This is a genomic window from Hyphomonas sp. (assembly GCF_022844445.1).
In the GTDB taxonomy this organism is placed as follows: Bacteria; Pseudomonadota; Alphaproteobacteria; order Caulobacterales; family Hyphomonadaceae; genus Hyphomonas.
Map to the genome: position 1 here is coordinate 59285 of NZ_JALHLS010000005.1, position 26694 is coordinate 85978.

Below are 26694 nucleotides of genomic sequence, written 5' to 3' on the forward strand. Positions count from 1 at the left end.
CCAATGAGAGGCCTCATGCGCATCGGCGTTCCAACCGAAATCAAGAAACAGGAATCCCGTGTCGGCCTGACACCTGAAAGTGTCGGCGAACTCGTCCGCGGCGGCCATGAAGTCCTCGTTCAGTCCGGCGCCGGCGTGAATTCGGGCTTTGCCAACGAAGCTTACGTCTCGGTCGGCGCTCAGATCGCGCCGGATGCAGATGCAGTATTTGCTGGCAGCGAACTGATCGTGAAGGTCAAGGAACCCCAGCCGGAAGAAACCGCCCGGCTCACGCCAAACCATACGCTCTTCACCTACCTCCATCTCGCGCCCGATCCGGTCCAGGCGAAGGGCCTGATGAAATCCGGCTGCCTCGCCATCGCCTACGAAACCGTCACCGATTCCGAAGGCGGCCTTCCACTGCTTCGCCCGATGAGCCAGGTCGCCGGCCGGATGTCGATGCAGGTCGCCGCCTGGGCGCTGATGCGCACCAAACGCGGACGCGGCATCCTGCTCGGCGGCGTACCAGGCGTTGCGCCTTCAAAAGTCATCATCATTGGCGGCGGCGTCTCTGGAACGCATGCGGCCGAAATCGCGGTCGGCATGCGCGCGGACGTGACCGTGTTCGACCGGAACAACATCCGCCTCAGCCAGCTCGACGAGCAGTTCCGCGGCAGCCTCAAGACGATGTATTCGACCGCGCATTCGCTCGCCGAAGCAATCAAGGACGCCGATCTCGTGATCGGCGCCGTTCTGATTCCGGGCGCCTCTGCGCCGAAACTGATCAGCCGCGCGCAGCTCAAAACGATGAAGCCCGGCGCCGTACTCGTAGACATTGCCATCGACCAGGGCGGCTGCTTCGAGACGAGCCACGCGACGACCCACGAAGATCCGATCTATGACGTGGACGGCATCCTTCACTATTGCGTGGCCAATATGCCGGGCGCGGTTCCGCGCACCTCCACCTATGCGCTGAACAACGCGACCCTCCCCTTCGTCATGCAGATCGCCAACAAGGGCGCCCGCGCGGCCATCAATTCGGATCGCCATCTCGCCAATGGCCTGACCGTTGACCGGGGCACGATCGCGCACAAGCTGGTTGCGCGCGACCTAGGCGAACCTTACGTGCGCCCGGACTGGCTGAACGTCGCGTTTACCTGAGATTTTCTCCGTCTACAGACGGATTAGGAATCCAAGGCCGCAATCGCGTCATCGATCGTCGCGCGCGGTTTATCGAGAATAGCCGCGATCTGTGCCCGCTGCTCGATGGCAAGCCAGAGGCCGAGCATTTCGACGTCAACGACGCGCCATTCTCCGTCCCGCTCCATCACGCGCCAGCGCACGATCATTTCGTCCTTTCCCGGAGGCGTAACCCGGGTCTCGACAATGGAATCCGTTGCACTCCGGTCGACTGAACCGATGACTTTCACTTCAGCATTGGTGAAGTCGTCCCGGTGTTTCTCAAATGTGCTGTCGATGAAGCTGTCGAAGGCTGCGGTGAAACGCTGGCTTTCGTCTACGCTGATCCGGCGGACATGCCTGCCGAGCGCGAAGCGAGCAACAGCCGGTACGTCAATCGACTCGGAAAACGCAGCTTCGCCGCGCGCCGGATCAGAAATCAGGGTCGCCGTGCTGGCGATCAGGGCTTCCGCTTCCTGTCCGGCAAAAGCCGGAAAGGCGGTCATCGCGAGGCTGGCACTGGCGAGAAGGGCGCGAATGCTCATGGGCCTGATCCTTCATGCTTTGCGGAGACGCTATCTGAACAAAGCGCTCGGCGCGGATTTGTTCCCGGCCCGGACCAAATCTCTTGTGACACGAACGTGGCATCGCCCGCATGAAACTTCCAGCAAGGAAGGATGAAGCACGACCGGGTGTTGCGGGCCAGCAACACCCGGTTAACTGCCGGTCTATTCTTTCGCGACTTTGCCGCGGACCATGACGAAATCGACAGCTTTGAGAACTTTTACATCCTTAAGCGGATCGCCTTTCACGCCGATCAGGTCAGCGCTCTTGCCCGGCTCCAGCGTGCCGATTTCGGAGGAGAGGCCAAGCAGGTCGGCGGCGTTGATCGTGGCGGCCTTGATGGCTTCGGATGCCGGCATGCCGAACTTCACCATAAGCTCGAATTCGTCTGCGTTGCGCCCATGCTTGGAGACGCCGGCATCCGTTCCGAAGGCGATCTTCACGCCCTTTGCGTAGAGGATTTCCAGGCTCTTTCCGGTGATGCCGATGCGCCATTCGATCTTGGCACGGACATCCGGCTCATAGGAGTCCGGATTGGCCTTCATGCGCTCGATATATCCGTTCACGGTCGAAAGCGTGGGCACGTAGTAGGCGCCGGAGTCGACGAAGGCGTCGATGGTTTCGGGGTCAAGGATCGTGCCGTGCTCGATGGAGTCGACACCAGCTTCGAGCGCAAGGCGGATGCCGTCCGCGCCGTGGGCGTGGGCGGAGACTTTCTTGCCGAACAGCTTCGCCGTTTCCACAATGGCGACGGCTTCATCCTTGAACATCTGCGCGCCGAGGCCCGCGCCGATTCGGCTGTTGACGCCGCCGGTGGCGCCAAACTTGATCACATCGGCTCCGCGCGCGATCTGCAGGCGAACGGCGCGGCGGCAATCTTCGGCGCCGTTGCAGGTATTGCCAGCGGAATTGAAATACTCGCGCAGCTCATCCCGGTAACCGAGCGAGCCATCCATATGGCCCGAGGTGCCTGAAATCGACGCGCCGGCATCCAGGATGCGCGGGCCGGTGACCTGGCCATCATTCACAGCGTCGCGCAGCGCCAGCACAGCGCCGTCTCCATCGCCAAGATTTCGCACGGTGGTGAAGCCGGCATTGAGCGTCTTCATGCCATTTTCCCAGGCATTGAACGCCTGCGCAGCGGGCGAGAGCGTTACGTCTTCCAGCTGAGAAGCTATACCGCCGGTATCCGAGGTCAGGTGGACATGGGCATCGATCAGGCCCGGCAGGACATAGCTGTCCTTCAGGTCGATCACGCGGGCCGACTTGTCCTTCGGCGCCTTGAGGCCGGGTTCGAGCGAGACGATCTTGCCATCCGTGATGACGATCGTGGTCTGGCCGAGCGGCGCCTCGCCCGGAACAGCGAGAACCTTGCCGGCCTGCACGTAGACGGTTTCGGCAAGCGCGGGCAGCGTCATCGCAGACGCAATGGCGACGGCGGCGGCAGCACGCAGGAAGCGGGCGGAAATCGGCATGTGGTTCAGGCTCCGGACTCGATTGGATAGAAGGACTGCATAGGTGTTATCAGGCGCGCGCTGATATAAAAAGCCTCGCCGCGAGGTTCATTGCCCATCGTGTGCGCCCCATATACCGGCGAGAAAGGAGCCAGTCATGATTGAACTCATCATCGACAAACGCTCGCGCGATCTGGGCGGCGGATTTGAAGTTGGCCGGGTGCTGCCGTTTGCCAGGCGGCGAATGGTCGGGCCATTCATCTTTTTCGACCAGATGGGGCCGGTGGATTTTGAGCCGGGTATCGCGCGCGAACTGGATGTGCGGCCGCATCCGCATATCGGTCTGTCGACCGTGACCTATCTGTATTCCGGCGCGATGACCCACCGCGACAGCCTTGGCTTCAAGCAGGAGATCAAGCCAGGCGCGGTGAACTGGATGACAGCCGGAAAGGGCATCACGCATTCGGAGCGGCTGGAGCATGCGCGGATGCACGGTGCGCATATGCATGGCATCCAGGCCTGGGTGGCCCTGCCAAACGAAGACGAAGAGACCGATCCCGCTTTCTGGCACCATCCGGCCAGCAGCCTGCCCGTGTGGAGCGAGAAGGGCCTCCGTGGGCGGATGATCGCAGGTGCGGCAGAAGGTATGGACGCAGGCGTCAGAGTGAACTCGCCGCTGTTTTACATGCATTGGGATATGGACGCAGGTTCGAGCCGCGCAGTGCCATCCGACCACCCGGAGCGGGCGGTGTACCTGACCGAAGGCGCCATTGAAGTGGACGGCGTGGCGCTTAAGCCCGGACAGATGGCCGTACTCGGCAAGGGTGACGTGCGCGTCAGCGCTCAGACGCCGTCAACCGTGATGGTGCTGGGCGGCGTGCCGGTAGGCGAGCGGTTCATCTTCTGGAATTTCGTGTCCTCCTCGAAGGATCGCCTGGAGCAGGCAAAGGAAGACTGGATACAGGGCCGGATGAAAATGCCGGACGGGGACGACTTCGAAAAGTCACCGATGCCCGCGGTTTGATAGACGCGGCGGAAGGGTTTGACGACCTGGACCGCGAGGGGCATGAATCCGGCATGATACACGCCGAATTGCTCTCATCCCTTTTTGCTCCCCGTGAAGCTGGCGACAGCCGGGACCTTCGGACTTTTTTGAGGACCTGGGGACCTGGCACAGTCTCCTCCTCCGCCTTCGAGCGGCTGGTTCGCGTCGCTCTGAAGGCCGACGGACGTCTCGCCGCCGGCGCAGCGGGCCATCAAGCCGCCATCCGGAGACTTTTCCCGGACACGCCAGACGATGCGATCGTCGCCTTCTGCGTCAGCGAGGACAAGGGCCCTCGACCTGCACATATCCTGACGACGTTGACCTCGAACGGCGCGGGCTTCAGCCTTAAAGGCACCAAGCGCTGGGGTTCGATGTCTCCCTTGTCGGATGTGCTCTACGTGGCCGCCTCAATTGGCGAATCGAACGGGCGAAACCAGTTGCGCATGGTACGTCTTCCAGCTGGCTGCAAAGGTCTTACGCTCGATACATCTGCCTACGGATCGTTTAAGGATCACATGCCGATAGCGGACCTGATACTGGATGATGTCGCGGTCCGAGCAGACGATGTCCTTTCCGCGGATGCCTACGAGGCGTACATAAAGCCGTTTCGCCTTGTCGAAGATGTGTACGGCACTGCGGCCACGCAGATCGGCGTGCTGGGAGTAGGCCTGACCCATGAATGGTCCCAAGACGTGCTTGAAGATCTTCTGGCACTGATCCTTCAGGCGCACACGATCTCGCAAACCCCGATGGCCCGGCCCGAAGATGTGGTTCTGATGTCGAGCTATTTCCGTGCCTCTGATATCCTCTGGGCGAGGCTTGGCGAGTGCTGGTCAAAGGTTCCGAACGACGAGCGCGCGCGTTGGAGCCCGGAGACGGGCACCCTGGGGGTTGCCGCAAGGGCCCGCGAAACACGACGGCAAAACGCCTGGTCAGAGATTGGTGCGGGCGGCCGGGCTTGAACCGGCAAGGCCTTGCGGCCGAGGGATTTTAAGTCCCTTGCGTATACCAATTTCGCCACGCCCGCACGTAAGGGAGACGGTTAAGGCGCGCCCGGGCGGATGGCAAGCGGGCAGCCCGGTTTCCCCTGCTGCCAAAGCGCGCTAAGCCTCAGTCCGTAAAATTCGGGGCTTGAGGAAACACGACATGACCGAGACGGGAGAGACATCCCCGCCGCGCGAAGGCTTGCCAACTGAGGGAAGCGGATTTGCCTCAGCCGCTGGCCTGATCGCGGGGCCCGTACTGGGCTTCATCGTGTGCCTGCTGCCGGCCCCGGCGGAGCTTGACCAGAGCGCGATGATGGTAGCCGGGCTGTTCCTGCTGATGGCGATCTGGTGGGCGACCGAGGCGGTGCCGATGGCGGTGACCTCGCTGCTGCCCCTGGCCATCCTGCCGCTGATCGGGCTGGTGCCGCTAAAGGAGATTGCCGCGCCGTATGCCGACCCGGTGGTAATGTTGTTGCTTGGCGGGTTCATCGTGGCGCTGGCGATCGAGAAATGGAACCTCCACCGACGCATTGCGCTGAACGTGCTGAGGGTCTCCGGCGCGCGGCTCAAACTCCTGACGGCGGGCGTGATGCTGACGACGGCGCTGCTGTCGATGTGGATCTCCAATACTGCGACGAGCCTGATGATGACGCCCATCGTGCTGTCGGTCGCGCTCGCAGCAGGCGGTGGTCCGCGTCTCGCGATCGCGCTGCTTCTGGGCGTTTGTTACGCGGCCTCGATCGGGGGCCTCGGCACGCCAGTGGGCACGCCGACGAACCTGATCGCAATAGGCTGGCTGCGCGACAATGCCGGCATCGAGATCAGCTTCAGCGAATGGATGGGCATCGGCCTTCCGATGATTGCGCTGATGCTGCCCGCAGCCTGGCTGATCCTGACCTGGGGATTGAAATCGACGCCGGACCAGGCGCAGGGGGCGAGCGAATCCATCCGTGCACAGCACAAGGCGCTTGGCCGCATGACCCGGCCCGAGGCACGGGTGGCGATGGTGTTCGGTCTGATCGCGGGCGCATGGATCCTGCGCGAACAACTCGTGAAGCTCGAGCCTCTGTCTGGCCTGACCGACATGGGCATCGCCATGATGGGCGCTGTGCTGATGTTCCTGGTACCGCATGGCGACCCGACGACCAGGACGGCGGGGCGCGGGCGCGGCTTGCTGGACTGGGATGACGCGCGCAATGTGCCGTGGGATGTAGTGCTGCTGTTCGGGGGCGGCCTGTCGATTGCCGCCGCGATCCAGGCAAGCGGCCTCGCCGGATGGCTCGGCGGCTACATGGCGGGGCTGGCGGCGCTGCCGCCGGTCCTGCTGATCCTGATCATCGTGACGCTGGTCGTGTTCCTGTCCGAGATCATGTCGAATGTGGCAGCGATGACGACATTCCTGCCGGTGCTGGGCGCGCTGGCGGAGGCGACGGGACTGGATATCCGCGCTTTGGTGATCCCCTGCTGCGTGGCGGCGTCGTGCGGATTCATGCTGCCGATTGCGACGGGTCCGAACGCCGTGGTGTTTGCCACGCGCAAGCTGACCGTGCGCGACATGGCCAAGGCGGGCTTTGCGCTGAACGTGACATGCATCGTGATCATCGCGCTGTATTTCGGCCTCTGACGGAAATCTGTAACAATTTCCCGCCAAACTGTCATAAAACATCCATCCAGAACGGCTATGCGCTGCGCGGAGGCCAATAGCGCCTTGATTCCTGTGGCGCATCTGGCGGGTCGCGGGCGTGTCAGATTTTTGTCAGACGGCTTGGTCCAGGATATATCCTATGCGGCACATGTTTCCGGTTCTCCTGGCCTTCGGGGCCGTCTGCGGCGCGGCTTCGGCCGAAAACCAGATCTGGACCAACTACGAGCTAAAGAAGAAACCGGCCGACAGCATCCCCTTTGAACTGACACTGAATGCCGAGGTGCGGTTTGATCCGGATGCCGACGTGTCACAGTTCGTGCTTCGCCCGGGCATTGGCTACGAGGTTAACGACCGGCTGAAGGTCAGCGGCGGCTACCGCTATAGTGAGGCCATCCGGTCGGGCCCCGACCAGATCGAACACCGGCTCTGGCAGCAGGCAGGCTATGACCTCTTCTCGCTGGGCGAAGTAGAGATTGCGGGGCGCACACGGCTCGAGCAGCGGTTTCGCGAGGGCGCCGACGGGACGGGCTGGCGGCTGCGCCAGCAGATCGCGCTGGAGTATCCGCTGACGACGTCGGGGGTAAAGCTGGCGCTGAGCGATGAAGTGATCATCGGACTTAACGACACCTCCTGGGGCAGCGCGAGCGACCTGCAGGAGAACCGTGCAAGGGCGACAGTCAAATGGAAAGCGGCGGGCGCAGGCTGGGAGGTGGGCTATCTCAACCAGTATCGCAACGGCACGCGCGGCGCCGATGACGAGACCAACCATCACGTTTTCCTCGGCTTCTCGAAAGACTTCTGATTTCTGTACAACGAAAAAGCGCGCCCCGTTGCCGGGACGCGCCTCTTCAGTTTGCCGCTGAGGCAGCCGCGCGAACGCGGCGCCAGCAGCTGCTGGCTTAAGCCAGTTCGATCGTGCTCACGGCAACTTTGCCGGAGCGCTGATCCTTGGCCGTGTCAAAATTGACTTTCTGGCCTTCATTCAGGGTCGCGATGCCCGAGCGCTCAAGGGCGGTGACGTGAACGAACACGTCGTTGCCACCGTTTGCAGGCGCGATGAAGCCGAAGCCTTTTTGGCTGTTGAAGAATTTCACAGTACCGTTCGTCATAGTTCTAAGTCTCATATCGTTTGTAGGCTGACAATGCGCCAGCCCTTGCATATCGAATTTTGGAGGGGTTGTCTGAAACTGCGCCCTTTTCGGGGAGCGGCGCCTGAGTGGCCGGCCAATGTCGATGAGGGGCATATGCGCTCCGCCCCGCCAAATAGCAAGTTATTTATCTGTAGGGTTTCCGGCGAACGGGAAGACCATCCGGATTCTGACATTCGGCAATCGGCTGGATTACCGCGCTACCAGGGCTTCTGGCCGGAATAGTTGCCCGGCGGATCGTAGCGGCAGACGAGAAAGATGGAGGCGCCCGCACTGGCGGTGGCGCAGCCCATGGAGGCCGTGCCTTCCCAGACCATCTGCGTATAATGTCCCACGTTGAACCAGTTGCCATCCGTGCTGACATCCGGGAAGGCGCCGTACTTGAAGAGCGCCTTCTCGTCGGCCCAGAGCTGGGCAAGCGCTTCCGCCGTATACCCGGATGAGCCCATGGCGAGGTTTTCGCCCGAACTGGGGTTCTCGTCATCGCCCGCGTGTTCGAACTTCCCCGTGGCGGCGAGGTGATCGGCCCAGCGCTGCGCATCTGCCGCGAGGCTCTCATTCCAGGTGAGCGCAGGCACCCCTACTTCCGCGCGCTCCCGGTTGTGGACCAGGAGGACCTGCGCGGCGATACCATCCGCATACGAAGCAGGCGCGGCGGCGATGAGGAGGCCTGCGGCGAAGATGGCCTTCTTGGCGAGCACGCTCAGCTCACGCGCTCGAATACCGCTGCCAGCCCCTGCCCGCCGCCGATGCACATGGTTTCGAGGCCGTACCGGGCGCCGCGGCGGTCCATCTCGCGCAGCATGGTCGCGAGGATGCGTCCGCCCGTGGCGCCGACCGGGTGGCCGAGCGAGATGCCCGAGCCGTGAACGTTAAGGCGGGCATAGTCATCATCCGAGAAGCCCATCGCCTTGGTGCAGGCGAGGACCTGGGCGGCGAAGGCTTCGTTGAGCTCAATCAGGTCGATGTCCTTCAGCGAAAGACCGGCGCGCTTCAGCGCTTTCTCCGTGGATGGCACAGGGCCGATCCCCATGACGGCCGGGCCGACGCCCGCGACGGCCCAGGAAACGAGCCGGGCGAGCGGCTTCAGGCCGTACTGGTCAGCCATTTCGCGCGTCATCACGAGGCAGGCTGAGGCGCCGTCATTCTGGCCACTGGCATTGCCGGCGGTGACGGTGGCTTCGGCGTCCTGCTTGGCACGGATGGCCTTCAGCTTGCCGAGCACATCGGCGGTTGAGTCCGCACGCGGATGTTCGTCCTGCGTGACGACCGTGTCGCCCTTGCGGCCCTTGACGGTGACCGGGATGATCTCTTCGGCAAAGACGCCGCTTTTCTGCGCAGCGACGGCCTTGGCGTGACTGGCGGCGGCAAACTCGTCCTGTGCGGCGCGGGTGATCTGGTAATCGCGGCGGAGGTTCTCGGCCGTCTCCAGCATGCCGCCAGGCACAGGGAAATTCTTGCCGCCGGCAGTGAGGCGGCCGGTGATCAGGCCGTCGTTCACGGTCATGTTGCCCTGGCCAAGGCCCCAGCGCCAGCTGGTGGAATAGAACGGCGCGTTGCTCATCGACTCTGCGCCGCCGGCGATCACGCAGTCCATCGCGCCGGTGGCGACCTGCATCGTCGCATTGATGATCGCCTGCAGGCCCGAGCCGCAGCGCCGGTCGATCTGCATGCCGCTGACTTCGATGGGCAGGCCGGCGTCGAGCGCGACGACGCGGCCGAGGGCGGGCGCGTCCATCGAGGGATAGCATTGAGCGAAGATGACATCGTCGACCTTGTCCTTCGGCAGGCCGGTGCGGGCCATCAGGCCTTCGACGACGGTGGCGCCGAGGACATGGGCATGGACGTCCTTGTAGGATCCGCCAAAGCCGCCGACCGCTGTGCGGACAGGCTCGACAATCACGACATCGCGCATGGTGTTCTCCCGAGTTTTCGCTGCGTCGTTGATAGGGCCGGTGGGGGCCCGCGCGCAACCTCGCTTTGGTCCATGCCGTTGCGGCATAGGTGTTAGCCGGGCGCGGCGGCTTACGGGCGCGCGCACCCGGGACTAGAAACAAAGAGACGCGCAGACTGCCGGAGGTTTGATCCTTGATTTCACCCATCTTTGTCTCGCATGGCTCACCGACGCTGATTTTCGATGATGTGCCGGCACGCGACTTCCTGCGCGGCCTCGGCGCCGTCCTTCCCCGGCCGAAGGCAGTCGTGATGGTCTCGGCGCACTGGGAGACGCACACCCCGGCGGTGAGCGCAATGCCGGTGAACACAACGATCCACGATTTCGGCGGCTTCCCGCAGGTCCTGTACCAGCAGCGCTACGACGCGCCGGGCGACCAGGACCTCGCCGCGCGGGTGGCCGGGCTGATCGGGGCGGCGGGGATGCCGGCGGCGCTGGATGCCCGGCGCGGCCTTGATCATGGCGCATGGGTGCCGCTCAAGCTGATGTACCCGGCGGCGGACATTCCGGTAGTGCAGGTGTCGTTGCAGACGCATCTTGGACCAGCGCACCATTTGCGGCTTGGCGAGGCACTGGCGAAGCTGGCGGCGGAGGATGTGCTGGTGGTCGGCAGCGGCAGCTTCACGCATGACCTGCGCAGCGTGGACTGGCGCGGGAACAATGCGGCGCCGGACTGGGTGACGGAGTTTGCAGATTGGGCCGATGCCGCACTGGCCCAGGGCCGCATCAACGACCTGCTCAACTATCGCACACAGGCGCCCCATGCGGCACGCAACCATCCGACGGAGGAGCATTTCCTTCCGCTGTTCGTGGCGCTGGGCGCGGGCGGACTGCATGCCGCACCACTGCACCGGTCGCTGACGTTCAGTGTGCTGAGGATGGATGCATTCGCTTTTTCGGCGTGAGCCTGTTCCCCTCCCCTGTTCACAGGAAAGGGGTTCAGGGACGGCTCAGCTTTGCTGGTCGCGGCCGCGCGCGGTCACCTGCTTGCGGGCTTCTTCGACGGCAGACGCTGAGACCGACTTTGAGTGATCAATCGATCGCTTGACCTCTTCCTTCATGGCGGCGGCAAAGGTCATGCCGAAGCCGTCGTCGATCAGAGCCTTGTACTTGAAAAGCAGATCCGGGTTGGTGGAGGTCATCTCAGTGGCGAGTTTCAGGGCGGCGGGAACGAGTTCCTCAGCCTTGTAGACGCGGTTGACGAGGCCCCACTTCTCGGCGGTCTCCGCATCGAGGAAGTTGCCGGTGAAGGAAAGTTCCTTGGCGCGGCTGATGCCGATGAGACGCGAGAGTTTCTGCGAGAGGCCCCAGCCGGGTACGATGCCGACGCGGGCATGGGTGTCGGCGAACTTCGCGTTCTCCGAGGCGAGCAGCACGTCGCACATCAGGGCGAGTTCGAAGCCGCCGGTGATGGCGAAGCCGTTGATGGCGCCCACGATCGGCCAGGGATAGGCCTCCAGTGCGGCGAGCATGTTGATCGACTTGGAATCTTCATCGGCGCCGAGGGCGAAGCCGGTCTGGCCCGCCTCCTTGAGGTCGATGCCGGCGGTGAAGGCGCGGCCCTTGCCGGTGAGCACGACGGCGCGGATGTCCTTGTCGTCCTTCAGCTCGGTGAAGACGCGGACGATTTCGGCGCGCAGGGCGCGGGAGAGCGCATTCAGCGCGTCTGCCCGGTTCAGCGTGACGAGGGCCACGGCGCCGTGGCGCTCGACGAGGACGATGGGTTCGGACATGGCGGAAGCTCCCTGATGTGTCTGGGCGAAATGATACTGCTGGCAGAAGGCTCGCGCCAAGCCTGACCTCGGGGCGGCCTTAGGCCTTCTTCTTGGCGACGAGGCGGAAAACGGCGACGGCGGCGGCGATCAGGGCAATGAGGGCGGCGAGATAGAAGAGATTCATCTTCAGCGGCGAGACCCAGGCCTTCGGCTCCAGCACATAAGCCGCGCCGGACAGCGTGATCGCCTGAAGCGTGTTTTCCGTGAGATCCACGATCAGCACGCCAAATCCGGGAATGGCGGCGAGCGGGCCCCACTTGCCGAAAAAGCGCCAGGCCATGCCGGCGAAGAAGAGGCCGAAGGACAAGGGATAGGCCGTGTCGAGGAGGACGGTAACCCAGAAATGGTTGGTGCGCTGCTGCGCCGTCATCGATTCGTAGGCGGCACGCGTGTCTGCCGGGGCAGAAACCATGTCGAGGAACTGGCCACCGACCATCGGCGCAAGCGCGCCGAAAGCCAGGGTAAGGGCGACCGTCAGTACAAAGAGTGTCCAGAGGACGGGTGTGCGAGTGATCAGGTTCATGTAGTGACCTCCGGTTCGGCGCCAAGGCTGCGCGCGAGGGCTTCGAGACGGGTGCGGACTTCGGCGAGCGCGCCAGCGTCCGTAGAGCGGGCGACGAGGGCGACACCGTGATCCTCGATGCTGCCATACCAGGGATAGGAGCCGATGCCGACAGCGGAAAACTCTTTCGCGATCTCGCCGAGCCGGATGGCGAGGTCGCCCTCGCGTAGGCCCTTGCCACGAACACTGACTTTGTGGACGACCGTGCCGGTTTCCAGCCGGTGGCCGATATCGTCAAGCATGGCGCGGGCGATCTGGGGCACGCCGGCAAGCGTGAACACGTTGCCGGTCTGGAAACCCGGCGCGCCGGAGACGGGATTGGCGATGAGGCTCGCGCCATGCGGCACGCGCGCCATCCGACGCCGGGGAGCGGTGAACTCAGTGTTCATCGCGGCGTAGCGGGCAGCCATGTCGCGGATGGCGTCCGGGTGTTCGGAGATGGCGACGCCGAAGGCGGCCGCGATGGCGTCTGCCGTGATGTCGTCATGCGTCGGGCCGATGCCGCCGGTTGTGAAGACGTAGGTGTATTTCGCGCGCAGCTCATTGACCGCGGCGACGATCTCTTCCTGCACGTCGGAGACGGTACGCGCCTCGCGCACCGGGATTCCGAGCGGCTCCAGATACTGGGCGACCTGCTGTAGATTGATGTCGCGCGTGCGGCCGGAGAGAAGTTCGTCCCCGATCAGCAGGACGGCGGCGGTGGGGCCGGTCATCGGACCTCCTCGAAGGCGTCATAGACGAGCGCGGCGGAGTCCGTGCGCATTGTCTGGTCGAGCGCGCCGCCGAAAACCTGAATCATGCCGATGAAGTAGAGATCGTTGGCCGGATCGACCCAGAACCAGGTGCCGGCGGCCCCGCCCCACATAAAGGAACCTTTGGGCTGTGCCGCATCGTCGGCGAGGATGACACCGACATCGAGGCCGAAACCGACCCCGACGCGGTTGTCGTTGGATGTGCCGTTGTGCCAGATGTACTGGCCGTCGGCGAGGACGTTGGTGCTCATCATCGCGACCGTTTCCGGCTTGAGGATGCGCACGCCGTCCAGTTCGCCGTCATTTGCCAGCATGCCGGCAAAGCGGGCATAGTCGTCCATCGTCGAGACGAGGCCATGGCCACCGCCCTCGAACGTGATCGTGTCGGCCCGGAACAGGAAAGGCGGCTGCGTCATCGCTCCGCCGAGGGCGCCGGTCTCGGGGTCTCGGCCCCAGACATCCGAGAAGCGGTCATACTCCGCCTGCGGAACATGGAATCCCGTGCTATCCATGCCCAGCGGCGCGAACAACCGGGCACGGAAAAACTCGCCCAGTGTCTGGCCGGACAGGCGCTCGATCAGCGCACCCTGGAGATCGACGCCGATCGAATACTCCCAGGTTGTGCCAGGCTGGAATTTCAGCGGAATCGCGGCGACACGGCGGACGAGATCGTCCAGATCCGGCGCGCGCAGCACCTCGGCGGCGCGGAACTGGTCATCAACAAAATTGCCGGGCGCGAGGCCGTAACCGAAGCCGGCAGTGTGGCTCATCAACTCCTGAACGGTCGGCGGCCGGGTGGCGGGCACCAGGACCGGGACGCCGGCCTCGTCGAGGCCGGTGAAGACCTGAAGGCTCTCGAACTCGGGGAAGTATTTCGTGATCGGGTCATCCAGCTCGAAGGCGTCTTCTTCCCACAGCTGCAGCAAGGCCACGCCGGTGACCGGCTTCGACATCGAATAGATGCGGAAGATGGTGTCCTCGGTGACCGGGGCGCCGTCGGTCTCGCGGCGGATACCGGCGCGGGTGTCGCTGATGATCTCGCCTTCCCTGACGAGACGGGTGGCAATACCCTTGACCCGGCCCTCATCGACATATGCGGCCATGCGGGCCTCAAGCGCGCCTACCGCGTCCGGATTGAACGCAGCCTTTGGCGACGTGACGACCAGCGAGAGCGGCTGGGGCGCAGACGCGGCCGGCGGCGCGGCGCTGGCGCAGGCTGCAAGAAGCAGCGCCGCACCGGCCGCCGTGAAAGTTCCGATCGTCCGCATCATGTGAGTTTCTGCCCGGTCCCTGCCAGTCTTTTCGGGTCGATAACTGGCAGCGACCGGACGTTTCGGCAAGAAGGGAGTGGAAAACGGACGCCCAGCCTGCCATATTGCCGCGATGGACGATACCAACCTTCTTCTGCCCGTGCGAACGGGCGATATCCGCATTCACGGGCCGGACGGCTTCGAGGGTATGCGCCGCGCCGGCCGCCTCGTCGCCGAATGCCTCGACATGCTCGTGCCGGAAGTGAAACCCGGCGTGACCACCGAGTATCTCGACAACCTGATCTACCAGTTCGTGAACGACCATGGCGCAACTTCCGCGACGATTGGCTACCGAGGCTATCGCCATGCCTCGTGCATCTCGGTGAACCATGTGATCTGCCACGGCATTCCGGGGCCGAAGGCGCTGAAGGACGGCGATATCGCGAACATCGACGTGACGCTGATCGTCGATGGCTGGCATGGCGACCATAGCCGGATGTACGGCGTGGGCGACGTGAAGCGCAAGGCCGAGCGGCTGATGGAAGTGACCTATGAGGCGCTGATGGCGGGCATCGCGCAGGTGAAGCCGGGCAACCGTTTCGGCGATATTGGTGGCGCGATCAGCGAGATCTCGCGGCTGAACCGCTATGCTGTGGTCGACGATTTTTGCGGGCACGGACTTGGCCGCCTGTTCCATGATGAGCCGAACGTCGTGCATTCCTCCGCCTACGGAACCGGCCCGGAGCTGAAACCCGGCATGTTCTTCACTATCGAGCCGATGCTGAACCTCGGGCGCAAGGACGCCGCGATCCTCCCGGATGGCTGGACCGCCGTGACGCGCGACCGCCAGCTCTCTGCACAGTTCGAGCACTCGGTCGGCGTGACGGAATCCGGCGTGGAGATCTTCTCTGCCTCACCGAAGGGCTGGCACGAACCTTACAAGGTCAAAGCCTGACCCGGCCTGCTGTCGCCGCGGCTGACGCGTCCACGCGCATCAGGTAAAGTCGGGGCCATGGATCACATTTCGGAACAAAGTCTGCGGGCCTGAGCTGAGGTCGATGCGGCGCGTGATCCCAATGCGCTCCAGAAACGCGGAGTCGTGGCTGACCACCAGCAGCGCGCCGTCGTAAGCCACGAGCCCCGCCTCAACCGCTTCCAGCGCGGTGATGTCGAGATGGTTCGTCGGCTCGTCGAGGATCAGCAGTTGTGGCGGGGCCGGGCCGCCGAGGACGCAGGCAAGGCCCGCACGCAGGCGCTCGCCGCCGCTGAGCGTGGCAACCTGCTGCAACGCGGCGTCTGCCCGGAAGCGGAAACGCGCCAATGCTGCCCGGCAGGCGTTTTCCTCAGACTGCGGATTCAGGCGGCGGAAGTTTTCGAGGATCGTCTCGGCGGGCTGCAGGAGGCTTACGTCCTGGTCAAGCATCACGTAAGGCACGGCAACGCGTGCCGCGCCGGAAAAGGGTGAAAGCGTCCCGGTGAGCACCTTCAGCAGCGTTGACTTGCCCGACCCGTTCGGCCCGGCCACCACCACGCGCTCTGGGCCCCGCAACTCGAAGCTCAGCTCACGGATGACCGGCGTTCGCGGCTCATATCCCGCCACAAGATTTCGCACTGCAAGCACGGTTCGGCTCGCTGGCAGCCCGGAGGACGGCAGCGTCACCTTCAGGGTTTCCAGAATTTCGATCTTCTCCCGTGCCGCCCGGGCGGCGGCATCCGCCTCGGCCATCTGGCGTTCGGAGAGGTTCTGCAGGTCGCCGCTGGAGGCCTCGGCCCGGCGCTTCATGGCGCCCAGAAGGATGCGCGGCGCCCCGCCCCGGATCGCCTTGCGCTTGCCGGCGCCGTCCTTGCGCGCCTTTTTTTCGGCGGCGAGCTGCACCTTCTCGCGCGTCTCGTCCAGCTGGCGTTCGGCCTCGGAAAGGTCGCGGTAGGCCGCGTCCAGTTCCAGCGCCTTGCGCGCCTCGAACGCGCTCCAGCCGCCGCCGTACCGGCGCGCGCCGAGCGTCGTCAGCTCAACGATGGCATCCATGCCTTCGAGGAGTTCGCGGTCATGGCTGACCACCAATGCGCCGCCGCGCCAGCCTGCGAGGAGGCTCGCCACCGCGTCGCGCCCCTCCCGGTCGAGATTGTTGGTCGGCTCGTCGAGCAGGAGGAAATCCGGCGCGCCGAAGACCATTGCCGCCAGCCCCGCCCGGGTGCGCTGGCCGCCGGAAAGGGAGGCGAGCGGCACGTCCATGCCGGCCGCAAGGCCTGCCCGGCCGAGCGCTTCGGCAAGGCGCGCGTCCAGCGTCCAGTCGGCCGCCTCCCAGGCATCTGCTTCGCCCGCTTCGGCGCGGCGAAGATTGGCGAGCGCGGCGCGCACGCCGAACAGGTCCGCCAGTGTTTCGCCCGGCTCAGGCGCCAGCCTCTGGCGGAGCACGGCAAGGCGCCCGCTCACGGAGACATGACCGGCAGAAGGCGGAAGCTCTCCGGCAATCAACTTGAGCAGCGTCGTCTTGCCGGTGCCATTTGCACCGACCAGGCCGGTGCATTCCTGATTGAAACTGAAGTTAAGGTCTGAAAATAGAACCCGGCCGTCAGGCAGCGCAAAGTTCAAAGATGACAGGGTGATTGAAGCAGGCATGGTCGTGTCTTATCCGGCAAATTGATCCGAGGGCGGTCATCTTGCGGGTGCGATCCATGGCGCGAGGTCTCCAGTTGCCGGTGCGGCAGTGCCGAATTAGTCATAAACAGCGCCCGTTTCAACCCCAACGCCCGGCGCGCGGCGGCGCGAAGCCTGCCCTGACGATAACACTTGCAGGCGGCGGCGGGCAGGTTACCGTCACGCCACAATCAGGCGCGCCACAAGAAGCGCGTTTTCCCCTGGGAGGCGAGACATACCATGACGGCCACTGCAGCTGCGGCTGACAGCGCGAACGGGCATATCACGGGCTACGGCTCGAAGGGCTATCGCTCTTATGTCCTCGTTGCCCTGACGCTGATCTACACGTTGAACTTCATCGACCGCACCATCATCACGGTGGTTGCCCAGCCGATCATCAACACGTTCTCGTTGTCAGACACCCAGTGGGGCCTGCTCACCGGTCCGCCTTTCGCGCTCTTCTACGCGATCATGGGCATCCCTATCGCGATGTGGGCCGACAGGGGTAACCGGGTTTTCATCATTACGCTCTGCGTGATCGTCTGGTCGCTCATGACCGTCTTCTGCGGCCTCGCGGCGAGCTTCCTCTGGCTGCTCATCTTCCGTATCGGCGTCGCTATAGGCGAGGCCGGCTGCACACCGCCCGCCAATTCGATGATCACTGACTATTATCCGCCCAAGAGCCGGGCGAATGCGATCGGCATCTATTCGATGGGCGTCACCATCGGCGGCGTCATGGCGCAGCTCTTCGGCGGCCAGCTTGCCAGCCTCGAGGGTGAGACCTTCGGCGGCTGGATCAATGCCCTCGGCCTCGGCTTCCTGTTTTCCGGCGTGAACTGGGCAGAAGTCGAAGGCTGGAGACTGGTCTTTGTGATTGTCGGCGCCCCCGGTATCCTTGTGGCACTCATCTTCTGGCTCACCGTGCGCGAACCGCCGCGCGGCTTTTCAGATCCGAAATCGACGGTCCCGGAAAAGGCCGGCTTCTTCGAGGCGTTCAAGGAATTCGGCCAGAAGCCGACCTTCTGGACTCTGTCGCTCGGGGCGGCCTTCGTGGCTTTTGTCGGTTACGGCCTGATCAGTTTCCAGGCGCCGTTCCTGATGCGTGTCCACGGGGTCAGCGTTGCCGAAGCCGCGATGAATTACGGCGCGCCTCTCGCGGCCGTTGCTGCGTTCGGCACGTTCGCCGGCGGGTTCCTTTCAGAGAAACTCTCGCCGCGCTTTCCGTCCGTCGCCGCGTGGCTGCCGGGCGTCGGCCTGCTGATCGCCATCCCCGCCTATGTCGGCGCCTTCCTGAGCCCGACGCTGACGATGGCTTTCTGGCTCTGGGTAATCGCCGCCATTGCGCACTACGCCTACCTCGGCGCGCAGTACACCGTGTCCACTTCGATCGTCAGCCCGCGGTCACGCGCCACCACGGTGTCAGTGATGCTGCTGATCGTCAGCCTGATCGGCAATGGCATCGGCCCCCTCTTCACCGGCATGATGAGCAGCGCCTTCATGGGCGGCATCGTCAAGAAAGCCGGGCTTGAAGAGGCATTTGCAAACTTCAATCCGGGCCTTTGCGCCGGCCGTATCGCCGAGCTCGGCGAGACTGGCCCAGCGCTCTGCTCAGCCTATGCCGAGGGACTGCGCCAGTCGATGGTTGCGACAGTCCTCTTCTTCGCGATCGCTGCCCTGTTCTATTTCCTTGCGGCGCGTACCTACCAGAAGGACCGCTGGAGCCCCGCTACCTGATTTTGCCCTGCCTTACCGCCTTAACTGGAGACGCCAATGACCGACGCCGCCAATTCGAGACAGACGCCAGCTGTGAGCCTCCCGCCCCACGAGACAGGCTTTGGGACCAAGGCTTATCGCAGCTATGTCCTGGGCTCGTTGCTGCTGGTCTACATCTTCAATTTCATCGACCGCACGATAATCAACATCCTCACCGAACCCATCAAAAACTCATTCGGCGTTGAGGACTGGCAGATGGGCCTGTTGGGCGGCCCAGCCTTCGCCATTCTCTATACCATGCTGGGCATCCCGATCGCACGCTTTTCAGAGCGCTCACATCGGGTCGGTATCATCGCGGCAGCGGTGGTATTCTGGAGCCTGATGACCGTTCTCTGCGGGTTTGCAACGACGTTCCTGATGCTGTTCCTGTTCCGCATCGGGGTTAGCGTCGGTGAGGCGGGCTGCACCCCGCCTGCGCAATCGCTTATTGCGGACTATTTCAAGCCTGGCAGCCGCGCCACAGCGGTCTCGATCTATGCCCTTGGTGTCCCCTTGGGGGGAATGTTTGCTGCGGTCTTCGGGGCATTCGTGGCCGGCAATCTCAGTGGGACGCAGATCGCAGCGGCTCTGACGGACTGGGGCTGGACCTGGGCGCTCAACATGCTGGATTGGCCTTCCATCGAAGGATGGCGCGTCGCATTCGTCGTGGTGGGACTACCTGGCGTGCTACTCGGCCTGCTTGTGTTCCTGACAATCCGTGAGCCGCCCCGAGGTTACTCCGATCCGCCGGAACTTCAGAACAAGACCGGAGAGCGGACGAGCTTTGTTCAGGTTCTGAAAATTCTGATCAAGAAGCCAGCCTACGTGCACGTTGTTGCAGGCGCGACCATTGCGTCTTTCATCGGTTACGGTGTCGGTCAGTTCACAACCTCCTTCCTGATCCGCACACACGGGCTGAACCTACAACAGGCAGCACTTCTGTTTGGCGTGATTCTCGGTGTGATGGCCGCAATCGGTGTCTTCCTTTCGGGATACCTCTCGGACAAGATGGCGAAGACTCGCCCGACATCGCTTTCCTGGCTTCCGGCGCTTGGAATGGGCCTTTCGGTGCCTCTTTATGCGATCGGCTACTCTGTCGATAATCTCTGGCTGGCCATGCCCTTCCTGATGATCGCAGCAATGATCCATTATTTCTATCTGGGTCCAATGTATGCTGTCTCTGGAGGAGTTGTGGACAGCAGAATGCGCGCAAGCGCAGTCGCGGTGACCTTGTTTGTTGTCAACCTGCTCGGCTATGGGCTTGGCCCGCCGATTATCGGCGCGCTTTCTACATTCCTTAAGTCGAGCTTCCTGGCAGGAGCGGACCTCGGACTGTCGCTCGACATCTGCAAGGCGGCGGTCGCTCTTTCTGCCGAGCAACTTGCAACCTGCGTCAGCGCTGACGCACGGGGACTGCAATGGTCGATCATCATATTCAACGCCCTGTATGCCTGGGCCGCCCTGCACTACCTGCTGGCGGGCAAGACACTGGTACGTGACATGGTGAACAAGACCGCTTAATCCGGCAGGATGGCGGTCTACACGCAAGTATCCGATGAGGCGTTGGCGGAGTTCCTCTCCGCCTACGACCTCGGCGCGGCCCTGGCCTTCAAGGGCATTGCCGAGGGCGTGGAGAACTCGAACTACTATCTCGAAACCGAGAAGGGCCGGTTCATTCTCACGCTGTTCGAGAAGCGCGTGAACGCGGCCGAGCTGCCCTACTTCATCGGATTGAAGCAGCACCTGGCCGGCAAAGGCTATCCCTGCCCCGAGCCGGTGATGGGCCGCGACGGCGGCGCGCTGCGTACGCTCGAAGGCCGGCCGGCCGTGATCATCACCTTCCTCGAAGGCCTCTCGCCGCGGCGGCCGAACGTGCGCCAGTGCCGCGCGCTCGGCGAGGGCCTGGCGAAGATGCACCTGGCGCTCGCCGACTTCGCGATGACGCGCGAGAACTCGCTCGGCCCGAAATCCTGGGGACCGCTCTGGGCGGGCCGCGCCGGGGATGCCAATACCCTGCAGTCCGGACTCTCCGATACCGTCGAGGCGGCTTTCGCCGAGATCGTCCGTGCCCGCAGCAGTTTTGCCGACCTGCCGCGCGGGACGATCCATGCGGACCTCTTCCCCGACAACGCCTTCTTCCTCGGCGACAGTTTCTCCGGCGCCATCGACTTCTACTTCGCCTGCACAGACGTGCTCGCCTATGACCTTGCCGTCTGCCTCAATGCCTGGGCCTTCGATGAGGGCAATGCGTCAGATGCCTCCCGCCTAGAGTTCAATTTCTCAAAAGGCGCGGCGCTGATTGCGGGCTATCAGGCCATCCGTCCACTGCGCCGGGATGAACTGGACGCGCTGCCCGTGCTAAGCCTCGGCTCTGCAATGCGCTTCTTCCTGACACGCCTGGTCGACTGGACGTCGACACCCGCCGGCGCCTTGGTTCGACCGAAAAACCCTCTTGAATATGCCGCACGCCTCGCGTTCCATCTGCGCATGAAGGGTGCGGAAGGATACGGCGCATGACCGGCAGTGCGGAAAGCGAGACACCGCTTCCCGCCTACGCGACAACACCGCGGCCGAAGCGCGTGAAGCGGATCCGGCTGTCGATTCTGGCGGCCTCCGTCGCCGCCTGTTTCAGCGTGACCCTGATGGGTCTCGTGTTCGGCGGACTGATGCAACTCGCTTTCGGCATCCTCGGGCTCGGCGGGCTCGGCATCGGCGAGACGGGCTTCATCGGCGGCGCGCGGATGGCGATGAGTCTCGCTTCGTTCAACTTTATCCTGTTCTTCATCACCGTGCCGGCGGCGGCAATGGCGCTCGGCCTTTCGGTCGGCCGGTTTCCGCAGCGGGGCATCACGGCGCTGGCACCCTACATGCGCTGGGGCACGATCTGGGGCGCGGTCCTGGTCGGGGCCACGACATTTGGTTTCGGCCTGTTCGGCGGGGCGGCAGCGGCGGCGGGCGCACTTGTCACGGGCGCTGTGATCGGCGGGCTGGCGGGCGCCTTCTGCGGCTTCCTGGTGCACCGGATCATCGCGCCGGCAAAGCAGCTGACCGAGATGGATGTCAGCATTTTCTGAGCGTCTTGACGCGTCCGGCGAAGCGGGCCACCTCGCGGGACATGACCGACATGATCGAAATCTGGACTGACGGCGCCTGCAGCGGCAATCCCGGCCCGGGCGGCTGGGGCGCGGTGATGCGCACCGGCGGCCACCTCAAGGAAATCTTCGGCGGCGATCCGGCGACGACCAATAACCGTATGGAAATGATGGCCGTCATCGAGGCGCTCAACGCGCTGAAACGGCCTTCGAAAGTGACGCTGCATGTCGACTCCACCTATGTGAAGGACGGCCTGACCAAATGGATCAAGGGCTGGAAACGCAATGGCTGGAAGACCGCCGACAAGAAGCCGGTCAAGAACCAGGAACTCTGGATGGCGATGGAAGAGGCCTGCGCCCGGCATGACATCACATGGAAATGGGTGAAGGGCCACTCGGGCGATCCGAACAACGACCGCGCGGATGAACTCGCCCGTCAGGGTACGGACGAAGCGCGCGGGAAGAAGTAGAAGCGCCGCGAGGATACTTCAGAATGCAAAACGCCCCGGCCAGGGCCGGGGCGCTTAGAGGGGTTCGAGAAGCCTCAGGCGGCTTCTTCGATTTCGCCAGCCTTCTGGCCCGGCCTAGGGTCCCGGAGCACATAGCCGCGGCCCCATACGGTTTCAATATAATGGTTGCCGCCAGTCGCCTGCTGCAGCTTCTTGCGGAGCTTACAGATGAACACGTCGATGATCTTGAGTTCCGGTTCGTCCATGCCGCCATAGAGGTGGTTGAGGAACATCTCTTTCGTGAGCGTCGTGCCCTTGCGCAGGGAGAGCAGCTCGAACATCGCATATTCTTTGCCGGTGAGGTGCACCCGGTCGCCTTCGACTTCGACAGTCTTGGCATCAAGGTTGACCAGGATTTCGCCGGTGCGGATGACGCTTTCGGCGTGGCCTTTCGAGCGGCGGACGATCGCCGTGATGCGCGCGATCAGTTCGTCCTTGTTGAACGGCTTGGTGAGGTAATCGTCGGCGCCGTAGCCGAGAGTCTTCACTTTCGCTTCGATGTCCGGATTGCCCGAGAGGATCATGACCGGCGTGTTGACGCGGCTCATTCGGAGCTGTTTCAGCACTTCAAAGCCCGAGATGTCCGGCAGCGACAGATCCAGAAGGATCATGTCGTATTCGTAGACCTTGCCAAGATCGACGCCATCCTCACCGAGGTCCGTCATATAGACGTTGAAGCCAGCGGCCTTCAGCATCAGCTCGATGGAGCGTGCCAGAGCCCGATCATCTTCAATCAATAGGACGCGCATCGCTCGTCTCCCGAATCACTTGAGGCTGGTCTAGCCCGATTGTTAACCTTTGTGAATCTTAACGCCGCATTCTTTTCAACTAGTTAATGTGGCGCTTAGACTCTGGCGAAGTCTTCATAATTCCCGATACGGATCAATTGCCCACGTGCGCGGATTGCCCCTCGCCGATAAGCATTTGTGCGATGGCCATGACATCCTGCACAGGCTGGGCCTGCGGGTCTGTGGAAATCAATGTCTTCTGACAACGGATGGCATCGCGGACTTTCGAGTCCCGCATCACGGTGCCGGCATGACGGGGCCGGAAACCGAGGAAGGTGGTGCAGGCGCGCGCGATCGCTTCATAGGTCCGCTGACCTGCGGCGCGCGTGTCGGCCTGGTTGATGGCAATGATAGGTTCGACCTGCGGCGCGTAGCCTTTCAGGACCTTGATAAAGGCGTAGGCGTCCGTCATCGAGGCGGGATCATCCGTGATGACGACGAGCGATTTGTCGGCAGCGCGTGCAAGACGCATGCAGTTGGCTTCGATGCCTGCGCCGAGGTCGAGCACGAGGTGATCGTATTGCAGTGCGAGCGCTGAGAGGCCGGCAGCCAGGCGCGCGACTTCCTCGGTCGGGAGTTCTGCAAGCGCGCCAGAGCCGGAGCGCCCGGGCAGCACGTCGAAACCGCCGCCACCTGCGCCGCCATCGACAGGCGTGACCGCGTCATCAAGTTCGACCCAGCCGGCCACAACGGCGGCGAGATCGGTCTCGGGCGCGATGCCGAGCTGGACATCAACGTTGGCGAGGCCGAGATCGCCATCGACCAGCAGCACGCGGCGGCCGGCCTTGGCGAGGGCCGAGGCAAGGGTGATCGAGACGAAGGTCTTGCCGACGCCGCCTTTGCCGCTGGCCACGGCAATAATGGAGGCGGGCAGCACCCGAGGCGGGGGGCGCACAGCGGGGCGGTCCTGGGATCGTCGCATGGTGAAGCTCATGGGATCAGGCTGCTCCTCTGAGGGCGATGACGTCGCCTCGGGCTTCTTCCATCAGAAGCGCCGAGAGCCGCGAAGGCGCCGCCGGCACCAGGCCCCCGCCGATGAACGGCGTTATGGCAAGGTGCGAAAAGGCGATGCCCGCAGACGTCAGGGCCGAGATGGCGCCGCCGCGGCGGCGGACGACATCGAGTTTGGTGAGAATGGCGCGGCGTACGCCGGCACGCTGAAAGGCACGGGCCGCTTCCGCGAGATCGTCCGGGTGACCCTCAGCGGAGAGGACGAGAACGGGCTCGGCGCGGATGGCGGCCACGAGATCGGCAAGGCTGGCGAGGTCGTCGCCTTCGAACGGATTGATGGCTGGCAGGTCGATGACGCAGCGGCGGTTTTCATTGCGCAAGGTACGAAGCGTTGCGAACAACGCGTCTGGCGTTTCAGCGACGCGGATCTGCTCACGCTCAAGTTCGAGATAGGCGGCGAGCTGCGCGCCGGCGCCGGAGCCGTCGAGGTCGGCGGCGAGCGGGATGATTTCGGCTCTGGCAACCGAGGCACGGCGCGTGAGCTTGGCAGCGGTGGCGGTGCGGCCGTGGCCGGGCGGGCCGACGAGCAGGATGTCGCGGTCGAAGCGCGCCGGGATCGGGTCGCAGGTGATCATCCGGGCGAGGCCCTCGGCCATCGCGTCTTCCGGCGCGGCGAACTGGCCCGGAAGGCGGCCGGCGCCTTCATGCGCGACGCGGTCGGCAAAGCGCTGCGGGGCGCCGTGCCAGAGCAACGCGTCTCGGACGCGGGCATACATCGGATTGTCGACGCCCCGGCCATGGCCGCCGGCGCGGGCATCGCGCAGGAAAACGGGTTCATTGCCGACGGCCGCTGCGCCCATGCGGTCGATCGCGGCGCGGACTTCGACGCCGCCTTCCACTTCGCGCTCGGAAAGAATCACGGCATCAGAGCCCATCTCCGCGAAGATCATCGCTTTGGCAGCTTCCATCGACTCTGCAGCGAACATCTTCATGCGCATGGGGCGGCTTCCTCGCGACGCTGGGCGGCTGGGACAGTGATTCTGCCGGAAACCGCGAAACTCAGGTTCCAGCAAAGCCGGGAAATGGTTAATTTTTTGCCAAACCGGGTTAGTATTTACCGCGAATTCATGTTGGCGGCGCGCCCGCAAAAGGCCTGATATCGGCGCAACCGGACGCGCTTTACGCTGGGGAAGACGGCTGGCGGAGCGCCGGCGGGCAGACAGGTTCAGCGCTTAACTTCCTTCCAACCCGTTTCGCCCTATCCTTGGGTCTGAAAACGGGGATGAGACGATGCATTACAGTGAAATCCTTGCGCTGATCGGGCTTGGCCTCGGCGCGCTGCTGGGGCTTGGCGCCCTGTTTTCCCCGAACTGGGCGGCGGGCGTCGTGCGGTTGCAGCCCGATCCGGCAAAACCGGGCGGGTATTCGGAGTTCCGGGCGACCTATGGCGGCCTGCTTTTGCTGCTGCACCTTTCGGCCTTCATAGTGGTGCTGCACGCACCGGCGGCGATGGGGCTGGCGGCAGCGCTGCCGATTGCGGCAGGCTGGTTCGGCGCCGCGATCGGGCGGACTTTCTCGATGCTGCTTGACCGCGGCAAGGGCGGCGAAGCGAAGATCATCCCGATCTGGATGGCGACGGAAATCGCGCTCGGGCTTGCCATTGCAGCGCCGATCCTTCAGTTCACCGGCTGAAACCAGAAGAAAGATAAAACCATGACGGAGCGTCGCGAGACGGGCCGCCCCAGCCGGAAACCGTCCGGCCCGCGCCCCACTGCATCCGGGAAGCCCGCACCTGCCGGCACCCCCAAGACCGACGAAGAGTGGAACGAGGGCGGCGAGCGGATTGCCAAATACCTCGCCCGGGCCGGCGTGGCCTCGCGCCGCGAGATCGAGCGGATGATCGAGGCGGGCGATGTCAGCGTGAACGGCAAGACGCTGACCTCGGCGGCGTTCAAGGTGACCGGCCGCGAGACGATCAAGGTCGGCCGCAAGACGATTTCCGCGCCGGATGGCACGCGGCTCTGGCGCTATCATAAACCCTCAGGCCTGATCACCACGACCGATGACCCGGCGGGTCGGCGCACGATCTTTGACGAGCTGCCGAAGTCCCTGCCCCGCGTCGTCACCGTCGGCCGGCTCGACCTGACGACCGAAGGCCTCTTGCTGCTGACCAATGATGGCGAGCTCGCCCGCTTCCTGGAGCTGCCGAGGTCCGGCCTCGAACGCACCTACCGCGCCCGGGCCAAAGGCACGGTGACGCCGCAGAAGATTGACGAGCTGGCAAGCGGGATCACGGTGGAGGGCGTGCGGTATGCGCCGATCCGGGCCGTGTTCGACCGCGAGATGGGCGCCAATTCCTGGCTGACGGTCACGCTGTCGGAAGGCAAGAAGCGCGAAGTGCGCCGCGCGTTGGAAGCCGTCGGCTTGACCGTGAACCGGCTGATCCGGGTAAGCTATGGGCCCTTCCTGCTGGACGTCCTGAAGCCCGGACAGGTGGAGGAAATTCCCACGGGCCTGCTGGCCGAAGCGCTGGCAAGTCTTGGCGCGCCAATGGATTCTGCCGCGCCGCAGAAGAAGCCTGCCGCTAAGTCACACCTTGGCAGGGGGCCGCGTCCGGATACATTGGGGACGAAGCGGAAAAACCCGCGCCGCCCCTGAATTGCCGGAGAAC

At 63.8% G+C, this 26694-nt stretch carries 27 protein-coding genes and 1 tRNA gene; 14 read left to right on the forward strand and 14 right to left on the reverse strand.

The features are described 5' to 3' along the window. Positions 1-15 precede the first annotated feature (15 nt). Positions 16-1140 carry an alanine dehydrogenase gene (gene ald, locus Q0C17_RS07345; RefSeq protein ID WP_291203613.1) on the forward strand — a complete coding sequence of 375 codons (1125 nt, stop codon included), beginning with the start codon at positions 16-18 and terminating at the stop codon, positions 1138-1140. 23 nt (positions 1141-1163) lie between these two features. Here the strand turns inward: ald and Q0C17_RS07350 are convergent, their stop codons facing one another. Beyond that, positions 1164-1703, reverse strand: a complete 540-nt coding sequence (locus Q0C17_RS07350) for a phospholipid-binding protein MlaC (protein ID WP_291203616.1) — start codon at positions 1701-1703, stop codon at positions 1164-1166. Positions 1704-1886: 183 nt separating this feature from the next. Then, positions 1887-3197 (reverse strand): amidohydrolase family protein, encoded by a 1311-nt coding sequence (locus Q0C17_RS07355; protein ID WP_291203619.1) that lies wholly within the window; start codon positions 3195-3197, stop codon positions 1887-1889. 136 nt (positions 3198-3333) lie between these two features. Between Q0C17_RS07355 and Q0C17_RS07360 the strand changes: the two genes are divergently transcribed. Beyond that, positions 3334-4200, forward strand: coding sequence for a pirin family protein (locus Q0C17_RS07360; protein WP_291203622.1), 867 nt, complete (start codon positions 3334-3336; stop codon positions 4198-4200). 53 nt (positions 4201-4253) lie between these two features. After that, positions 4254-5183, forward strand: a complete 930-nt coding sequence (locus tag Q0C17_RS07365; RefSeq protein ID WP_291203625.1) for a hypothetical protein — start codon at positions 4254-4256, stop codon at positions 5181-5183. Here the strand turns inward: Q0C17_RS07365 and Q0C17_RS07370 are convergent. Then, a tRNA-Leu gene (locus Q0C17_RS07370) sits at positions 5162-5248 on the reverse strand. The two genes, Q0C17_RS07365 and Q0C17_RS07370, sit on opposite strands and share 22 nt — an antisense overlap. A 119-nt stretch (positions 5249-5367) precedes the next feature. Here Q0C17_RS07370 and Q0C17_RS07375 point away from each other — a divergent pair. Both Q0C17_RS07375 and Q0C17_RS07380 read left to right on the forward strand, forming a co-directional pair. Next, entirely contained in the window at positions 5368-6831 is a 1464-nt protein-coding gene (locus Q0C17_RS07375) for an SLC13 family permease (protein WP_291203626.1), read from the forward strand. Between the two features lie 160 nt (positions 6832-6991). Continuing rightward, the gene (locus Q0C17_RS07380; RefSeq protein WP_291203629.1) at positions 6992-7654 is read left to right on the forward strand and encodes a DUF2490 domain-containing protein; all 663 of its coding nucleotides are present in this window, start codon (positions 6992-6994) and stop codon (positions 7652-7654) included. A 97-nt stretch (positions 7655-7751) separates the two neighbouring features. On the opposite strand, the gene Q0C17_RS07385 is transcribed toward Q0C17_RS07380, so the two are convergent. The 3 genes from Q0C17_RS07385 to Q0C17_RS07395 form a co-directional block, all read right to left on the reverse strand. Next, the gene (locus Q0C17_RS07385; RefSeq protein WP_291203632.1) at positions 7752-7961 is read right to left on the reverse strand and encodes a cold-shock protein; all 210 of its coding nucleotides are present in this window, start codon (positions 7959-7961) and stop codon (positions 7752-7754) included. Between the two features lie 239 nt (positions 7962-8200). Next, complete coding sequence (locus Q0C17_RS07390) at positions 8201-8701, reverse strand: CAP family protein (protein ID WP_291203635.1); 501 nt, start codon at positions 8699-8701, stop codon at positions 8201-8203. 2 nt (positions 8702-8703) lie between these two features. Then, positions 8704-9915: an acetyl-CoA C-acetyltransferase gene (locus tag Q0C17_RS07395; RefSeq protein WP_291203638.1), complete on the reverse strand. Its 1212-nt coding sequence runs from the start codon at positions 9913-9915 to the stop codon at positions 8704-8706. Between the two features lie 173 nt (positions 9916-10088). Between Q0C17_RS07395 and Q0C17_RS07400 the strand changes: the two genes are divergently transcribed. Continuing rightward, entirely contained in the window at positions 10089-10859 is a 771-nt protein-coding gene (locus Q0C17_RS07400) for a class III extradiol ring-cleavage dioxygenase (RefSeq protein WP_291203641.1), read from the forward strand. A gap of 45 nt (positions 10860-10904) precedes the next feature. Here Q0C17_RS07400 and Q0C17_RS07405 read toward each other — a convergent pair whose 3' ends face one another. From Q0C17_RS07405 to Q0C17_RS07420, 4 genes are all read right to left on the reverse strand, one after another. After that, on the reverse strand, positions 10905-11687 hold the full coding sequence (locus Q0C17_RS07405) for an enoyl-CoA hydratase (protein WP_291203645.1): 783 nt from the start codon (positions 11685-11687) through the stop codon (positions 10905-10907). A gap of 79 nt (positions 11688-11766) precedes the next feature. Beyond that, positions 11767-12252 (reverse strand): hypothetical protein, encoded by a 486-nt coding sequence (locus Q0C17_RS07410; RefSeq protein WP_291203648.1) that lies wholly within the window; start codon positions 12250-12252, stop codon positions 11767-11769. Then, on the reverse strand, positions 12249-13004 hold the full coding sequence (locus Q0C17_RS07415; protein ID WP_291203651.1) for a molybdopterin-binding protein: 756 nt from the start codon (positions 13002-13004) through the stop codon (positions 12249-12251). Before Q0C17_RS07415 ends, Q0C17_RS07410 begins: the two co-directional genes overlap by 4 nt. Then, positions 13001-14314 carry a serine hydrolase domain-containing protein gene (locus Q0C17_RS07420; RefSeq protein ID WP_291203654.1) on the reverse strand — a complete coding sequence of 438 codons (1314 nt, stop codon included), beginning with the start codon at positions 14312-14314 and terminating at the stop codon, positions 13001-13003. The genes Q0C17_RS07415 and Q0C17_RS07420 overlap by 4 nt, the downstream gene beginning before the upstream one ends. A gap of 112 nt (positions 14315-14426) precedes the next feature. On the opposite strand from Q0C17_RS07420, the gene map reads away from it, so the two are divergent. After that, on the forward strand, positions 14427-15248 hold the full coding sequence (gene map, locus Q0C17_RS07425; RefSeq protein WP_366914782.1) for a type I methionyl aminopeptidase: 822 nt from the start codon (positions 14427-14429) through the stop codon (positions 15246-15248). A gap of 39 nt (positions 15249-15287) precedes the next feature. On the opposite strand, the gene Q0C17_RS07430 is transcribed toward map, so the two are convergent. Continuing rightward, positions 15288-16913 (reverse strand): ABC-F family ATP-binding cassette domain-containing protein, encoded by a 1626-nt coding sequence (locus Q0C17_RS07430; protein ID WP_291203660.1) that lies wholly within the window; start codon positions 16911-16913, stop codon positions 15288-15290. 258 nt (positions 16914-17171) lie between these two features. Between Q0C17_RS07430 and Q0C17_RS07435 the strand changes: the two genes are divergently transcribed. The 5 genes from Q0C17_RS07435 to rnhA are packed head-to-tail and all read left to right on the forward strand — an operon-like array spanning position 17172 to position 22245. Then, positions 17172-18665 carry an MFS transporter gene (locus tag Q0C17_RS07435; protein ID WP_291203663.1) on the forward strand — a complete coding sequence of 498 codons (1494 nt, stop codon included), beginning with the start codon at positions 17172-17174 and terminating at the stop codon, positions 18663-18665. Positions 18666-18701: 36 nt separating this feature from the next. Further along, positions 18702-20204, forward strand: a complete 1503-nt coding sequence (locus Q0C17_RS07440) for an MFS transporter (RefSeq protein ID WP_291203666.1) — start codon at positions 18702-18704, stop codon at positions 20202-20204. Positions 20205-20213: 9 nt separating this feature from the next. Then, positions 20214-21200, forward strand: coding sequence for a homoserine kinase (gene thrB, locus Q0C17_RS07445; protein WP_291203669.1), 987 nt, complete (start codon positions 20214-20216; stop codon positions 21198-21200). Then, on the forward strand, positions 21197-21757 hold the full coding sequence (locus tag Q0C17_RS07450) for a hypothetical protein (protein WP_291203672.1): 561 nt from the start codon (positions 21197-21199) through the stop codon (positions 21755-21757). The genes thrB and Q0C17_RS07450 overlap by 4 nt, the downstream gene beginning before the upstream one ends. Positions 21758-21798: 41 nt before the next feature. Beyond that, complete coding sequence (gene rnhA / locus Q0C17_RS07455) at positions 21799-22245, forward strand: ribonuclease HI (protein WP_366914776.1); 447 nt, start codon at positions 21799-21801, stop codon at positions 22243-22245. 74 nt (positions 22246-22319) lie between these two features. On the opposite strand, the gene ctrA is transcribed toward rnhA, so the two are convergent. The 3 genes from ctrA to Q0C17_RS07470 all read right to left on the reverse strand — a co-directional run bounded on the left by ctrA (position 22320) and on the right by Q0C17_RS07470 (position 25021). Then, the gene (gene ctrA / locus Q0C17_RS07460) at positions 22320-23033 is read right to left on the reverse strand and encodes a response regulator transcription factor CtrA (protein ID WP_291203678.1); all 714 of its coding nucleotides are present in this window, start codon (positions 23031-23033) and stop codon (positions 22320-22322) included. Between the two features lie 133 nt (positions 23034-23166). Next, entirely contained in the window at positions 23167-23994 is an 828-nt protein-coding gene (locus tag Q0C17_RS07465) for an AAA family ATPase (protein ID WP_291203680.1), read from the reverse strand. A 16-nt stretch (positions 23995-24010) separates the two neighbouring features. Next, positions 24011-25021 carry a flagellar biosynthesis protein FlhF-like protein gene (locus tag Q0C17_RS07470; RefSeq protein ID WP_291203682.1) on the reverse strand — a complete coding sequence of 337 codons (1011 nt, stop codon included), beginning with the start codon at positions 25019-25021 and terminating at the stop codon, positions 24011-24013. Positions 25022-25313: 292 nt separating this feature from the next. On the opposite strand from Q0C17_RS07470, the gene Q0C17_RS07475 reads away from it, so the two are divergent. Next, on the forward strand, positions 25314-25715 hold the full coding sequence (locus Q0C17_RS07475) for a hypothetical protein (RefSeq protein ID WP_291203685.1): 402 nt from the start codon (positions 25314-25316) through the stop codon (positions 25713-25715). 21 nt (positions 25716-25736) lie between these two features. Continuing rightward, positions 25737-26681, forward strand: a complete 945-nt coding sequence (locus Q0C17_RS07480; RefSeq protein WP_291203688.1) for a pseudouridine synthase — start codon at positions 25737-25739, stop codon at positions 26679-26681. Positions 26682-26694 lie beyond the last annotated feature (13 nt).